Origin of the sequence: Pseudochelatococcus sp. G4_1912, assembly GCF_047501465.1 — a bacterium.
Classification (GTDB): domain Bacteria; phylum Pseudomonadota; class Alphaproteobacteria; order Rhizobiales; family Beijerinckiaceae; genus Pseudochelatococcus.
On record NZ_JAZDRL010000001.1, the window covers coordinates 87031 to 100657 of the forward strand.

At 51.0% G+C, this 13627-nt stretch carries 14 protein-coding genes and 1 pseudogene; 7 read left to right on the top strand and 8 right to left on the bottom strand.

Annotation, left to right across the window (positions count from 1 at the left end; translation table 11 throughout):
• Positions 1-44: 44 nt before the first annotated feature.
• Positions 45-772: pseudogene (locus VRZ32_RS00395) on the bottom strand (IS5 family transposase); the annotation flags it as partial.
• Positions 773-1297: 525 nt separating this feature from the next.
• Between VRZ32_RS00395 and VRZ32_RS00400 the strand changes: the two are divergent.
• Positions 1298-2293, top strand: coding sequence for a hypothetical protein (locus VRZ32_RS00400; protein WP_414523470.1), 996 nt, complete (start codon positions 1298-1300; stop codon positions 2291-2293).
• 118 nt (positions 2294-2411) lie between these two features.
• On the opposite strand, the gene ubiA is transcribed toward VRZ32_RS00400, so the two are convergent.
• Complete coding sequence (ubiA, locus tag VRZ32_RS00405; RefSeq protein ID WP_414523471.1) at positions 2412-3353, bottom strand: 4-hydroxybenzoate octaprenyltransferase; 942 nt, start codon at positions 3351-3353, stop codon at positions 2412-2414.
• A 188-nt stretch (positions 3354-3541) separates the two neighbouring features.
• Entirely contained in the window at positions 3542-4033 is a 492-nt protein-coding gene (locus VRZ32_RS00410) for a hypothetical protein (RefSeq protein WP_414523472.1), read from the bottom strand.
• Positions 4034-4291: 258 nt separating this feature from the next.
• Between VRZ32_RS00410 and VRZ32_RS00415 the strand changes: the two genes are divergently transcribed.
• The gene (locus VRZ32_RS00415; protein WP_414523473.1) at positions 4292-5050 is read left to right on the top strand and encodes a 16S rRNA (uracil(1498)-N(3))-methyltransferase; all 759 of its coding nucleotides are present in this window, start codon (positions 4292-4294) and stop codon (positions 5048-5050) included.
• A 1-nt stretch (position 5051) separates the two neighbouring features.
• Here VRZ32_RS00415 and VRZ32_RS00420 read toward each other — a convergent pair whose 3' ends face one another.
• The 4 genes from VRZ32_RS00420 to VRZ32_RS00435 form a co-directional block, all read right to left on the bottom strand.
• Positions 5052-5468: a VOC family protein gene (locus VRZ32_RS00420; RefSeq protein WP_414523474.1), complete on the bottom strand. Its 417-nt coding sequence runs from the start codon at positions 5466-5468 to the stop codon at positions 5052-5054.
• Between the two features lie 176 nt (positions 5469-5644).
• Positions 5645-6064 carry an RNA polymerase-binding protein DksA gene (gene dksA, locus VRZ32_RS00425; protein WP_414523475.1) on the bottom strand — a complete coding sequence of 140 codons (420 nt, stop codon included), beginning with the start codon at positions 6062-6064 and terminating at the stop codon, positions 5645-5647.
• A gap of 248 nt (positions 6065-6312) precedes the next feature.
• The gene (locus tag VRZ32_RS00430; RefSeq protein WP_414523476.1) at positions 6313-6681 is read right to left on the bottom strand and encodes a gamma-butyrobetaine hydroxylase-like domain-containing protein; all 369 of its coding nucleotides are present in this window, start codon (positions 6679-6681) and stop codon (positions 6313-6315) included.
• Between the two features lie 49 nt (positions 6682-6730).
• Positions 6731-7855 carry a P-loop NTPase gene (locus VRZ32_RS00435; protein ID WP_414524990.1) on the bottom strand — a complete coding sequence of 375 codons (1125 nt, stop codon included), beginning with the start codon at positions 7853-7855 and terminating at the stop codon, positions 6731-6733.
• Between the two features lie 230 nt (positions 7856-8085).
• On the opposite strand from VRZ32_RS00435, the gene VRZ32_RS00440 reads away from it, so the two are divergent.
• From VRZ32_RS00440 to VRZ32_RS00460, 5 genes are all read left to right on the top strand, one after another.
• Complete coding sequence (locus VRZ32_RS00440) at positions 8086-8994, top strand: NAD(P)-dependent oxidoreductase (protein ID WP_414523477.1); 909 nt, start codon at positions 8086-8088, stop codon at positions 8992-8994.
• Positions 8995-9021: 27 nt separating this feature from the next.
• Positions 9022-9843, top strand: coding sequence for a siderophore-interacting protein (locus tag VRZ32_RS00445; protein ID WP_414523478.1), 822 nt, complete (start codon positions 9022-9024; stop codon positions 9841-9843).
• A gap of 341 nt (positions 9844-10184) precedes the next feature.
• Entirely contained in the window at positions 10185-10994 is an 810-nt protein-coding gene (locus VRZ32_RS00450) for an ABC transporter substrate-binding protein (protein WP_414523479.1), read from the top strand.
• A 273-nt stretch (positions 10995-11267) separates the two neighbouring features.
• Positions 11268-12026, top strand: a complete 759-nt coding sequence (locus VRZ32_RS00455; RefSeq protein ID WP_414523480.1) for an amino acid ABC transporter permease — start codon at positions 11268-11270, stop codon at positions 12024-12026.
• Positions 12023-12724 carry an amino acid ABC transporter permease gene (locus tag VRZ32_RS00460; RefSeq protein ID WP_414523481.1) on the top strand — a complete coding sequence of 234 codons (702 nt, stop codon included), beginning with the start codon at positions 12023-12025 and terminating at the stop codon, positions 12722-12724. Before VRZ32_RS00455 ends, VRZ32_RS00460 begins: the two co-directional genes overlap by 4 nt.
• A 6-nt stretch (positions 12725-12730) precedes the next feature.
• Here the strand turns inward: VRZ32_RS00460 and VRZ32_RS00465 are convergent, their stop codons facing one another.
• Complete coding sequence (locus VRZ32_RS00465; RefSeq protein ID WP_414523482.1) at positions 12731-13381, bottom strand: PopZ family protein; 651 nt, start codon at positions 13379-13381, stop codon at positions 12731-12733.
• Positions 13382-13627: the final 246 nt, after the last annotated feature.

Consider the following 13627-nt stretch of genomic DNA (forward strand, 5'->3'; position numbering starts at 1 on the left):
AAGCATTATATGTTAAAGTCATAAATAATAATTAGGCTGAGGATTCAAATTAAGTAATACGAGAATAAGATAGCGATTGTTACGGCGTTGAGGAACGATTGAGCTGATTTGTCATATCGTGTAGCGATGCGGCGCCAGTTTTTGAGTTTGGCAAAGCATGCCTCCACCCTCCATCTTTTTTTATAAAGCTCTGTATCAATTGTATTTTTGACTTTTGCATTTTTTCGGTCTGGCACACAATATGTGATGTTTGCGGCTTCAACGCAGGCGCGGATGTCTTTGGAAACATAGCCTGTATCCGCCAGTATCTGGCGTAAATTTGGATGATTGCAGGCGTTGATCAGCAGCGGGGCGAGGCAAACATCGTGAATGTTGCCACCCGTGATCAACCATGCGACGGGTTTGCCGCGCCCGTTACAGGCCAGGTGGATTTTACTCGTCCAACCGCCGCAAGATCGACCTGTGGCAGGACATCCTTTTTTTGGGCGCCAAGAGCCGAACGCTGTACCCGTATCGTGGTCGAATCTATCATAAGTGTCTCATCTTGCGCGTCTTTTTCGGATAAAGCCTGAAAAATACGCGTCCAGACGCCCTGAGCGTTCCAGCGTTGATAGCGCGTGTAAAGTGTTTTGTGTGGTCCGTAAATCGCCGGAGCCTGCCGCCACATCACACCCGACTGAAGAACATAAACAATCCCCGATACGACCCGCCGATCATTTACACGCCGCCGTCCCCGCTTCACCTTCGGCAACAAATCCTGCAATTTGGACCAGGCAATGTCATTGATATAAAAAGGATATCCACCCATCAGAAACCTCAAAATTAAAGCGATGATGGGAGTGAATCAAAACACTTATAAATATTCGTTAATTTGAAGGCTTAACCTAAATCAAATATTATATTTGTATAATTAATTTGTTTAATTTATTTATTCTATGTATGCCTGCATTTGTTGATATATCTAATGTTAATTTCAATAACATACTCTTGGTTCTTGGTTTCTTGTTCTTTTTATACTTTAATTGATGTTGTATATTTTTAAGATAAATTTTAAATCCTGGAATCATGTTGAGCTTATACGCTGTTTTCCCGTGTCTTCAGCATTCAAGAATACTCCCTTCATTAAGTTTGAGAAGATGCGAGATATAGAGAGCAAGCGCTAATATTGTGTTTAATCCAGCTTATTTCGTCTGGAATAAATATATGGAGCATTGTTTACGTGTATACATGCTTGATGCGTTTGGTGCCTCTGTATTACTCTGGTAGAGTTAAATTTATCAATTAGAGGGAGGTTACAATGTCGTTGGCAGGGAAGGATGTAAACTTCCAATGTTATGAAAATAATGTTGATTTAAATCCAGAAACACAGAAATTTTTGCTGGCCGATAATAAATCGGATGAGGGTTCTGTTTTCTCTATTCGCGCCAATTCACCTATTCTGGTTGCAGCTGCGCACGTGATTGATACCGCATTAGAAGCATCCCCTGATGTTCAAGGGCGTACTGTAGCCGTTGTCGATAAAAAGCAGGCTTTGGCTGCATTATATGTGCAGGTAATTAAGAGTAATCTGAAGGCAGGCAGTCTCGTAAATCTGTCGCCAAGAAGCCCTTATGAGATGAGAAGGTTAGCGGCGCAATTTAATAAGCACGCTAATGAATTCAGTCGGGATCCTCATGTTTTATCTGCGCTGTTGTTGCGGCTTGCAAATATACAAGAGCGCGTGCTGATTGGCAGCGATGTATCCGAGTTGAGTTCTCGATTTGGCTTTGTAAGCGCCATGCTTGATTTGATGATCTTCAAAGACATGTTTGCTTGTGACATGTGGGATGCATTGAAGGCGCAGACGCCAGAGCTAAGTCAGGATGCTTTTGATGATTTAATCATTTGCCTGATGGAGATTGAGCGGTTTGAAAAGACGGTCAAGAACGGAAAAAATGAATTGCACCTCAAGCTTATCGAAGAAGAATTGCATAAGCTTGAAAGCGGCGCTGCCTCGCATGTCAATAATTTTTCTGCAGAAAAGAGTGCTGAATCTGTTATATTAAATGATATGGCAAGTAAGTTGGAATTTTTGGAAATAATAATAAAGGTTCCCCATGATATAAATGAGATAAATGGTAAAAATAGCTTGTTTTTGCTTCTTGGTGTTGTGAATTTTATTATAAGTTGTAAAGAGAAAGATGTTCAGGCGAGCGATATGTTTATTAATATCGATACTTTGGTCGCCTATAAGCATAGTTTGATTATAAATATGATTAGGGCTGCTGGTATCGGAATAGAGACTATGAGCTAAAGTGCTGCATCAGATCATTGAGCGGATGCAGCATTTTAGGTGAGTTTGAGGTGCTAGCTTAATAGATAGAGTATCATGGGCGTGTGATATGTCGCGTCATTACCCGGCACGGCTATCTTCAGCCCGCACGTAGCATGGCATCAAGGGCGATGCCTGCGAATAGCAATAAGCCGGCTTCGCGGTTTGATTTGAATAATGCCAGTGCCAGCTTGGCATCAGAAGGTGCTATGCTTTTGACTTGCCAGGCAAGATGCGCTGTAAATAATACAAGCCCGACATAAGCTGCAATGCCCGCTTGTGCTACGACTAACGCGCCAAGTGCGAATGTTATCGCTAGTGCATAGCATGCACCAACACCCTCGCGCACGTGTGCGCCAAACAAACGTGCTGAAGATTTAATTCCGACAACTGAATCATCTTCGATGTCTTGCAGCGCATAAATCGTATCGTAGCCGACGGTCCAGGCTATGGCGGCTGCGTAGATGAAGTAAGCTGGTGCATCAAGTCGCCCAAAAACCGCAGACCATCCCATCAGCCCACCCCAAGCAAACGCAAGGCCAAGCACCAGTTGCGGCATGGAGGTAATACGCTTCATAAATGGATAAGCGGCAACGATGATGAGCGAGCTGAAGCCCAGAATGATCGTGGTTTGATTGAACTGCATCAGCACGCTAAGGCCGAGTATGCATAGCGCCATAAAGAAAATAATGGCTTGCTTGACAGTAATCTGGCCTGCGGGAAGTGGACGATGGCGCGAGCGGGCTACCTGAGCATCGAGCTTGCGGTCGATGATGTCATTATAAGTTGTTCCGGCCCCCCGCATTGCTACGGCGCCAATAAGGAAGAGCATCAGTTGCGTAAAATCCGGGTAAACACCTGCTGCACCTGCAGCGAGCGCAGAGGCCCACCAGCACGGCAATAATAACAGCCAACTGCCTATCGGGCGCTCCACGCGCGCAAGCCGCAAGTATGGTCGCCATGGTTTGGGGGCATGTACGTCCACCCAATTACCTGGTGTGGCATCCGGCAAGGAATGATCGAGACCCTCAGGGCTGTTCATGTTAAAGGCTCACACAAGGCAATTTGCGTTCAATCAGATCTTCAACTTCCAGATCTTCAATTTCTACGCGAGCGGCAAATTTATATGAATGAGAAGGCATTGCATCTGACGTGTATATCAAGATGCAAACCTCTTTATTGGCTGCGTTGCCAGTAGCAAAGTAATTGCTTCTGTTGCTATGCGGGTATTTAAAGCGCGCCTTGTGGAATTTTCATTTGTCCGGTCACCGGATCACCAGCGCTGCCGCCGAGCATTTGTGCTTCGTTTGCCTGCTTTTGAGCTTCGCGGGCTCGCTTTTCCATAGCAGCCTGCTGCGTTGCGGCTTTACATGCCTGTCCGCGGATTTCAACAGCTTTGGCATTATCAGCTTTGAAGCCAGCCACGAACTGATCTGGAATCTGGCACCAGTCTTTGTTCGTCTCAAGCCATTTTATCGTTGTGGTGCCGTTTGTGACCAGCGTTCCAAACAAGGAGCATGCACTTTTGGGATCAGGGCGCTTGCCGAGCTTGTTGATGCGTGAGACCAGCGACTTACGCTCTTCCAGATAGGAGCTGATCTTGTCGCAAACACCGCTCTGTGCTTGGGCGGCGGTGACGAAGCCGCCAAATAGAGAAGCTGAAGAGAGCACCACGGCCACAACTGCACCGATCCGTGCGCAGCGGATTGCGGATTGCTTCATTATCTAACCTCTCACATCATCGCAGAAATGAACTAATAGACCAAATCAACAGGTATTGCTATCCCGCATGGCCCTTTTGAACACCGGTTTCCCTTATAGAGGGAATTGCCTATAACATAGGTTACGCGTGGCATATGACAATACACTCTTGCGCGAGCGCCTATGGTTTCTTACACCCAATGGACGCGAGGGGCTATGGTCTGCATATCCCATTGTCTGTTTTTCTATGGCCGTGCTGCTGTCTGGTTGAGGAATATTGTGAGCGAATATGATTTTTCAGCGCCACGGTTGTTTGTGGCTGTTCCAGTCCGCGCTAATGAAGCGATTGCGCTTGATAAGGCTCAAGGTAACTATCTTGGCAATGTATTGCGACTTGGCGATGGCGACGCTGTGCTTATCTTCAATGGTAATGATGGCGAATGGCTGGCACGTGTGGGACGGCATGGTCGCAAAGTTGGCCATCTGATTCCGGAACGGCAGGTGCGCTCGCAGCCCGAAACCCCCGATGTTATTTATTTTTTCGCGCCGCTCAAACATGCGCGGATCGATTACATGGTGCAGAAAGCTGTTGAAATGGGGGTGGGTACGCTCGCGCCGGTTTTAACGCGTCGCACGCAGGTATCGCGCGTTAATCTGGAGCGCATGGAGGCCAATGCCATCGAGGCAGCCGAACAGTGTGGGATTCTGGCGGTGCCATCGGTGCGAGAGCCCGTCCGTTTGGCTGATGCTGTTGCTCAGCTAGAGCCAGGACGTTTGCTGGTGTTCTGTGATGAGGGCGCGCCGATGGCAGATTGTATCGCAGCGCTTGCTAGCATACCAAAAGATAGAATGGCGCAGGGCATTGCTGTCTTGATTGGCCCCGAAGGTGGGTTTGACGAAACAGAACGTACGCTTCTTTTGGCGCACCCCAATACGTTACAGCTCTCACTAGGGCCACGTATTTTACGGGCTGATACCGCTGCTGTCGCCGCCCTTGCGGTGGTGCAGGCAGTATTAGGGGATTGGCGGGCCGCCTAACTCAGGCGAAGCGCCCAGCGCGCTCGATCACTTCAATTTTGTATCCATCCGGATCTTGAATGAAGAAGAAGCGCGCCAACAGCTTGCCATTGTGCATGAGTGAGCGGATGGGGCCAGGCGCGAGGTCCGCTGCTTCCTGCCGCGCGCGCTCATTTTCCAGATGAGCAACCGTAACTGCCAGGTGGCCATAGCCATCGCCGAGTGCATAAGGCTCAGTGCGATCGTGATTGACTGTGAGCTCCAGCTCGAATGCCGTAGCTTCATTACGCAGATAAATCAGAGTGAAATCATCAAAGGCAAGACGCTCGACTGGTAAAAGGCCAAAAGCCTTTTCATAGAACGTAAGTGAGCGTTCCTCATCAAGCACGCGAATCATTGCATGTGCCAGCTTGGCCGAAGACGTTTTTGAGATTGTCATAAGCGCTCTCCACGCATGCTATCCCTGACATTGGCCTGGCCTTGATGGCATTTGTTGGCACGGAGGGCGTTAGAGCAAGATGTATCATATAATTTTTTAGAGCGAACTGCATCATTTGAGATAATGCAATCCGCTCTAAAATTATTGGATTTTGATCGCACTTCGATCAGAAACCGCTATTCGTCGCGATGGACGCGTTCATGCCGTTCGTGACGCTCCTGCGCTTCAATCGACAGTGTCGCGATGGGGCGGGCTTCGAGGCGTTTGAGCGTGATAGGCTCGCCCGTTTCCTCGCAATAGCCATATGTACCATCCTCAACCCGATCCAAAGCCGCGTCGATCTTTGAGATCAGCTTGCGTTGGCGGTCGCGAGCACGCAACTCGATAGAGCGATCTGTTTCCGAAGAAGCACGATCAGCAATGTCGGGATGGTTTTCATTCTCGTTTTGCAATGCAGCAAGTGTATCCCGGCTCTCGCGCAGGATATCTTCTTTCCACGTAATCAGCTTGCGTCGAAAATACTCGCGCTGCCGTTCATTCATAAAAGGCTCGTCTTCAGTGGGACGATAACCTTCATCAATCAGTGTATCAGACATGCGTAGCTAATGCTCTTCACATTCGATAGCACCAGGACCATTCCATGGCTGCGTCTATATAGCGATGTTATAGCCATCCGACAACGTTGTTTATTGTTGCTTTTTTTGCGTTTTTTATGAACGGTTTGACGAGTTGATCGGCATATTTGGCATGAACTTCATTTTGTTGCATTGCCGTTACCCACGCAAAGTGGCTGTGCGTATGCGAAATAAGTCAAATTGGCCTCTTATGCCTGCGAGGGGGTAATTCAACCGCAAGCAGGTGGATCCCGTGACAGATTTTTGTTGGTAATTTCTGCAATATAGGATTCCCAACGTGTTTTTTGATCCTGCCCCAGCTCGTGGAGGTAATTCCAGGTGTAGATGCCGCTGGCATGCAGGTCGTCGAAAATGAGTTTTACGGCATAGCGACCAACAGGTTCTATGGCAAGAATCGCGACGTTGCGCTTGCCGGAAACTGTTATGGCCTGTCCCGGTCCGTGGCCCCGTACTTCCGCCGAGGGGCTGGATACCCGCAAATATTCAGCCGGTAGCTGAAACACAATGTCCGGGAAGGTGACTGTCAGCATCGTCTTGTCGCGAGATAGGCGTAGCTCTTCCGGCCAGTGATTTGCCATTTTCGTTATCCTGTTGTCATCCCATGAGCGCTTCTGTAGCAGGCTTGGGTTATCTTTCGATCACAATGCGGGGCGGTTGGCGCTGAGGGGCTGCCAAGCTTTCAGCGACTTGTTTTGCAATCGCCAGATAGGCTTGCGCATGGGGGCCTTCAGGCGCAGTCGCTACGATTGGCTTGCCTGCATCAGATGTCTCGCGGATTGTCATATCGAGTGCGATTTCACCCAGGAATGGCACGCCGCGGCGGTGGGCCTCCGTGCAAGCCCCGCCGTGACCGAAGATGTCCGAGCGCGTGCTGCAATGCGGGCAGATGAAATACGACATGTTTTCAATCACACCCAGCACCGGTACTGCCACCTGCTCGAACATAGTCACGCCGCGGCGTGCATCGATCAGTGCGAGGTCCTGAGGCGTCGAGACGATGACGGCACCCGATAGTGGCACGGACTGCGCCATGGTGAGCTGGGCGTCACCTGTGCCGGGCGGCATATCGACGACGAGAATGTCGAGTTCCCCCCACGCAACCTCACGCAGTATCTGCTGCAGGGCTGACATCACCATTGGCCCGCGCCAGATCATCGCGGCTTCCTGATCAACCAGAAATCCGATTGACATCAGCTTGAGACCATAAGCCGTAAGCGGCTTGAGTGTGCGCCCTTCGGATTCCGGCTTTTTATCCGAGAGACCGAATAATTTCGGCAAGGAGGGGCCATAGATATCCGCATCCATCAGCCCGACCTTATGGCCGAGCTGTGAAAGCGCCAGTGCGAGATTTGCAGCGGTCGTTGATTTGCCAACGCCGCCCTTACCGCTCGCGACGGCGATGATGTGCTTCACACCTGGCACGCCCGCCTTTGTTGTTGCGGCGCGGGCGCGTGGCCCGGGTTGGCGATTATCGGTTGATGCAGTTGCCCCTGCCGGCTTTTCGTCAGTCAGCGAAACGATAACGCCTTCAACGCCGGGGATGCCACGCACAATGTTTTCTGCCGCAAGCCGCAGAGGCTCTAGCTGCGCGGCGCGCGCTGCCTCAACGTGGATGGCAAAATAAACCTTACCTTTATGGACAACAATCTCCGAAAGGCTACCGGAACGAGGCAGTGGCGTGCGTCCATCGGGGCCTGGAATCGATGCAAGGGCTGCGCGAATAATATCGGTTGTCAGTTCTTGCGTGCCCATGGTCATTGTATCCAGTTGGTTATTGACTTGCAGTCGTAGCTGTTCTGATCCTCTCTGGCGGGCCTTCAGGCAAACCAGCGATGACACGAGCGTGATAATCCGGCTATGGTTCAGGCGCAAGATTGCGGCTACTCCAGTGTCCTTGGAAGCACGGACGTATGCCGGATACAAGTGATTGATGATAATACGTCTATCATAACCATACCTCCAGAATGATGGGAACAGGAACAATGTCGCAGGAAACACTCACTCATGGCGTGGCAGCGGCTTATCCGGCAAAGGTTGCCTTTCTGGGCCTTGGTGTGATGGGGGCGCCGATGGCGCGCCATCTTCAGGCAGCGGGACATGATGTCGTTGTTTATAACCGCACGCTTGCCAAGGCCGAGGCATGGGTAGCAGTCAATGGTGGTCGTGCGGCGCACACGCCTTTCGAAGCAGCACAAGGGCGCGATATCGTCTTTTCCTGTGTTGGCAATGATGATGATTTGCGCGCGATTACGATCGGCGAGCAGGGTGCATTTGCGGGGATAGCGGCGGGAGCACTGTTTGTGGATCATACAACGGCTTCTGCTGAGGTTGTGCGTGAACTTGCAATTATTGCTGCCCAACGTGGATTCGGCTTTATCGATGCGCCGGTTTCAGGCGGTCAGGCTGGTGCTGAGAATGGCGTGCTCACTGTCATGTGCGGTGGAGAGGCTGCCGATTTTGCGCGCGCTGAGCCGGTAATTGCAGCATTCGCCCGGGCCGTGCGGCTGCTTGGTCCCGTGGGCAGCGGGCAATTGGCCAAAATGATGAACCAGATTTGTATCGCCGGGGTGGTGCAGGGGTTGGCGGAAGCAGTGCATTTCGGCAAGCGCGCCGGACTTGATATCGATGCAGTCATCGACACAATCTCCAAGGGTGCTGCGCAGTCCTGGCAGATGGAAAACCGCGCCTCTACAATGGCACAGGGGGCGTTCGATTTTGGCTTTGCAGTAGACTGGATGCGCAAGGATCTGGGCATATGTCTTGCAGAAGCCCGCCGCAACGGATCACATCTGCCACTGACAGCGCTGGTAGATCAATTTTATTCAGAGGTACAGGGTATGGGCGGTAATCGTTGGGATACGTCAAGCCTCATCGCCCGTTTAGAGCGCTAATGTTGGTGATATGAGAGGCTGAGACCTATGAGCCCAAATGATCAGCGCCACGCTGTGGTACGTGTGCGCCATACCTTGCGCATTCGCCTTGTCACAGTAAGGGCCGTGCAATTGCTAACCCCCAATATGGTGCGCGTTACGCTTGTTGGTGAAGAGCTTGCGGGTTTCCACAGCGGTGCGCACGACGATCACGTCAAGGTGTTCTTCCCCCGTGTAGGGGAGGCTTTGCCGATTCTACCAACGCTCAGCGCTGAGGGGCGGGTGCTCGTGGATGAAAACGCTCGCCCGATTGCACGCGATTATACGCCGCGTCGTTACGATGCTGCAGCAGGTGAGCTGGACATCGATTTCGCGCTTCATGAAACAGGGCCTGCCAGTGATTGGGCGCGTAAGGCAAAGCCTGGCGATGCAATCGGTATCGCGGGGCCGCGCGGCTCGTTTATGGTGCCTGATGATTTCGATTGGTATCTGTTCATAGGCGATGAAACAGCCCTACCTGCCATCGCTAGGCGATTGGAAGAACTGCGGCCTGATGCGCGGGTGCATGTCATTGCGGAAATCGCTGATGCGGCAGAAGAGCAATATCTTCCCCGGCGTTCTGGAACAGCGCTGCAGTGGTTGCACCGAGGTGCGCTGACAGCTGGTGACAATCCGCTGCTTATGGATGCAGTTATTGCGTTGCAGTTACCCGAAGGCGATGGTTACGTTTGGATTGCTGGCGAATCTCTGACAGCCAAGCGGTTACGCGAGCAGTTCATTGGCTTCCATAAACATCCAAAAGCGTGGTTGAAAGCCTCGGGCTATTGGAAGCGCGGTGTTGCCAATGCCCATGAAGAGCATGACGACTAACGGCATTACCAGAATGGCTGCCATCATCAGTATCGCATGTACGACCGTTGGAGATAGTCGGGCGCGTGTTGTGGATACGGCTGGCGCCCAAGCCCATCCCCGATCCTGGAGCAGATGTTTTTATAATGTAGGGCTGCAGAATGCGCCGACCCCGTTTCCTTCTAAAAGGTTGAGGAATAAGCGACTTTAAAAATAACAAAAATTTATGTAATTAATTTTAATTAACGAAATTTCATTGACTTTTTATTTTATTATTCTACTTTGCTTATAGAGTAATAATTTCTGTAGCAGCAATCGCCTGCTGACCTCCACATGCGTGGGGCCAAATTGAGGATGGCACTATGAAACTTGGCGCTTTTATTCTGCTGGCGGCAGTGCTTGCCAGTGGCGCGGCTCATGCTGATCGTCTTGATGACATCAAAAAGGCTGGCGTATTGCGTGTTGCTGCATTCGACAGCAATCCTCCGTTTGGCTATGTGGATGAGAAATCCCGACAGATCGTGGGGCTTGATGTCGATTATGCCAAGGCTTTGGCGGATAAGCTTGGCGTAAAACTTGAAGTGCGCCCCACCAACCCCGCCAATCGCATTCCGCTACTGTCATCTGGCAATGTTGATCTGGTGCTCGCGAATTTTACCATTACGGATGAGCGCAAGAAGCAGGTAGATTTCAGCGTGCCATATTTTTCTTCAGGCCAGCAGTTTTTAGCGAAGAAGGGTGTTTTGAGTTCACCGGATCAGCTGAACAGCTTGCGCATAGGTGCAGATAAGGGCACCACCAACGAGATCGTGCTGCGTCGTGATTTTCCGGGTGCTACCATCATTTCATATGACGATACACCATTTGCCTTCACAGCGCTGCGCAATGGCAACGTACAGGCGATAACCCAGGATGGACCAAAGCTTATTGGGCTGCTTGCTAACGTGCCCGATAAGGAAAACTATGAAATTCCTGCTTTCACTATTTCGAACGACTATATTGGTGTCGGTATTCCAAAGGGTGAGACGAAGCTTGTCGAGTTCGTCAATACCGCGCTGACGGAGCTTGAGGCATCGGGTAAGGCCCAGGAAATTTATGATGTCTGGTTCGGCCCCAATAGCAAGACGCCACTGCCGCGTCTGTTCAAAATCGGTGACGAAGAGAAGAAGTAGGTTGCTTAATAGCGAATCGATGTGGGCTATGCGGATTATATAAGCGCTTGATGAGACGATATGATCCTCATGACAATGCGAATGGTATCCACGGCTAATGGCATCCGCGCGATTTCTCTTGTGCGGATGTTTTTTCTAACGGGGACATTTACCAACATTTGCTCACACGGTTGTTCTTGTGGCTACTGCCCATTAAGCAGGCGGGATGATGGCTTGGCTGAATGCCAGTTTGGAATGCATGATATGTCCATCGTGGGAATTGAGTAACTGACGATGAGCCTATCGCTGCTGGGTCTTGCGCCAAAATATGTTGATTGGCTGCTATGGGGATTTGCGGTCACGCTGCTGCTATCGGCGGCCACATGTGTTGCTGCAACCTTTGGGGGACTTCTGATTTGTGCTGCGCGCATCAGTCCCTTACGCATACTCAATTGGCCGGCCCGCATTTATCTTAGCATCTTCCGCAATACGCCGCTGCTGGTGCAGATATTTTTCTGGTATTTTGCCGGATCATCAATTCTGCCGACACCATTACTCGACTGGTTCAATAACCCGCATACGGTAATAATCGCCTTTGCCGGGACTACCTGGTTGTCATTTAAGCTGCCAGCGTTTGAGTTCTGGGCGGGCTTTCTGGCGCTTACTTTCTATACCTCCGCTTTCATTGCCGAGGAGTTTCGTGCGGGACTTCGCGCTGTGCCTGTTGGCCAGCGGGAGGGAGGGCTATCAGTCGGCTTATCTCCAGCCCAGGTATTTCTCCTGATCGTGATTCCACAAGCAGCACGCCATGCCCTCGCACCCTTGCTTGGGCAATATATGAATGCAATCAAGAACTCTTCTTTGACCATGGCGATAGGCGTTGCCGAGTTATCTTATGCATCGCGGCAGGTGGAAACGGAGACATTTCAGACATTTGAAGCCTTCGGCATTGCGACTGTGCTGTACATTTTTGCTATCGCCGTGATCGAGGGTGTGGGCGAACTTATACAGCGTCGGCGCGAAAAGAAGTATGGCCGGGGGGCGCTGTCATGAACTTTGAGGTGGTGTGGAACAACCTGCCTTACCTGCTGTGGGGTGCGTGGCCTGATGGTCCCGTTGGCGGGGCGGCACTGACAATCTGGCTGAGCTTACTGTCAGGCATTGGATCTGCGGTGTTGGGGCTTATGCTGGGAGTTTGGCTGTTCCTGGCACGCGGTGTAGTGCGGGCAGGGCTTGTGTTTTTCCTGGGATTTTTCCGTGCTATCCCGGTGTTGATGCTGATCTTCTGGACGTATTTTCTGCTGCCTGTCGTGCTGGGCTTCTCAGTGCCGGAACTGACAACGGTAGTTTGCGCTCTAACGTTCATTGGTGGTGCTTATCTCGCGCATAGTGTTGCGGCGGGGCTGCGCAGTGTGGGCGAGGGGCAATGGGATGCAGGCATTGCACTGGGACTTGGGCGCTGGCGTGTATTACGCCTGATCATTTTGCCGCAATCGCTGCGGCGGATGGCGCCTTCGTTCGTGAATCAGTGGGTGGCACTGATCAAGGATACATCGCTTGCGTATGTTATCGGCGTGCCTGAACTGTCTTTTGTCGCAACGCAAGTTAACAACCGGGCGATGGTTTACCCGGCTGAGATTTTTCTCTTCGTGGCGTTTGTATACTTCATCATCTGCGGTGCGCTGGATCTGGCTGCCAGAGCAATTACCGGAAAAGAAGAGGCTGACACTCCACATCCGCGAGAAGCATAAAGCGCATTAGCGATTAGTGCGTGTTATGCGTTCAATCTCCGCGCGTACGAGTTTCTCGACCAGTGGCGGTAGATTATCATCAAGCCACGACTTGAGAAGTGGGCGCAGCATATCCTGCACTAAATCATCAAGCGTACGCGGGTTGCGGCTCAGCACCAGCGAGGATAGCGATTCGAAAGCCGATGCGGCAGTGGCGTCTGCTTCTGACGAGAGCAGGCGATCATCAACTCGATGCACCGAAGGTGCTGGCTCTTGAGGTGATGCTGCATTCGGAGAAGCGGCTGGCTTCATTACAGCAGGTTCCTGCGCCACATTTTCAGGTAATTCGGTCTGAAGTGGAACCGTTTTGGTAGCTTGTTTATTGGCGTGCGTTCCCGCCCGATCAATCTTATCCTTTGCTAATGGTAGCGCATCAGGAATGGTCTTGGCGGCCTCAAACGCGCTCACTTCGAATGTGATGGCACCCATGTTGTCATCAAGCGTTGAAGTAAGGGAATCGGCATGTGACAGTGGAGACTGATGCGCTTGATCGTCAGCAATAATGCGACGAATCGAGGCTAGAATCTCTTCCATTGACGGCTCAACGCTCGCCCGATCATTGCTGGTTTTTGCTGCTTCCCGCAATGAGGTATGGGGCCTTTGGCTTGCTGCGCTCATCGACCAACCTGTCCGTTCTGTCGCCAATATTGAAAGCGACGCATCAAAACAGCGTCGCGGAAAAACATGCATCGTCCTAATCAGTCAAATAAATCGATTGCAAAGGTGATGCCACTAGAATGCATTGAGCTTCATACTATGGGTGCCAACCATTAGGATTTGAGAGCAAAACAGCCTCAGGCAGCCATAGCATCAATATCAAAGCGCCCTAGAATACCGCGCGTTGATTCAGATGCACAGAGGTTA

Coding starts and splice junctions, on each gene's coding strand:
- VRZ32_RS00445 (WP_414523478.1), top strand. CDS start 9,022: ATGAGCCCAAATGATCAGCGCCACGCTGTGGTACGTGTGCGCCATACC.
- VRZ32_RS00400 (WP_414523470.1), top strand. CDS start 1,298: ATGTCGTTGGCAGGGAAGGATGTAAACTTCCAATGTTATGAAAATAAT.
- VRZ32_RS00460 (WP_414523481.1), top strand. CDS start 12,023: ATGAACTTTGAGGTGGTGTGGAACAACCTGCCTTACCTGCTGTGGGGT.
- VRZ32_RS00465 (WP_414523482.1), bottom strand. CDS start 13,381: ATGAGCGCAGCAAGCCAAAGGCCCCATACCTCATTGCGGGAAGCAGCA.
- VRZ32_RS00435 (WP_414524990.1), bottom strand. CDS start 7,855: ATGGGCACGCAAGAACTGACAACCGATATTATTCGCGCAGCCCTTGCA.
- ubiA (WP_414523471.1), bottom strand. CDS start 3,353: ATGAACAGCCCTGAGGGTCTCGATCATTCCTTGCCGGATGCCACACCA.
- VRZ32_RS00410 (WP_414523472.1), bottom strand. CDS start 4,033: ATGAAGCAATCCGCAATCCGCTGCGCACGGATCGGTGCAGTTGTGGCC.
- VRZ32_RS00420 (WP_414523474.1), bottom strand. CDS start 5,468: ATGACAATCTCAAAAACGTCTTCGGCCAAGCTGGCACATGCAATGATT.
- VRZ32_RS00440 (WP_414523477.1), top strand. CDS start 8,086: ATGTCGCAGGAAACACTCACTCATGGCGTGGCAGCGGCTTATCCGGCA.
- VRZ32_RS00430 (WP_414523476.1), bottom strand. CDS start 6,681: ATGGCAAATCACTGGCCGGAAGAGCTACGCCTATCTCGCGACAAGACG.
- VRZ32_RS00450 (WP_414523479.1), top strand. CDS start 10,185: ATGAAACTTGGCGCTTTTATTCTGCTGGCGGCAGTGCTTGCCAGTGGC.
- dksA (WP_414523475.1), bottom strand. CDS start 6,064: ATGTCTGATACACTGATTGATGAAGGTTATCGTCCCACTGAAGACGAG.
- VRZ32_RS00455 (WP_414523480.1), top strand. CDS start 11,268: ATGAGCCTATCGCTGCTGGGTCTTGCGCCAAAATATGTTGATTGGCTG.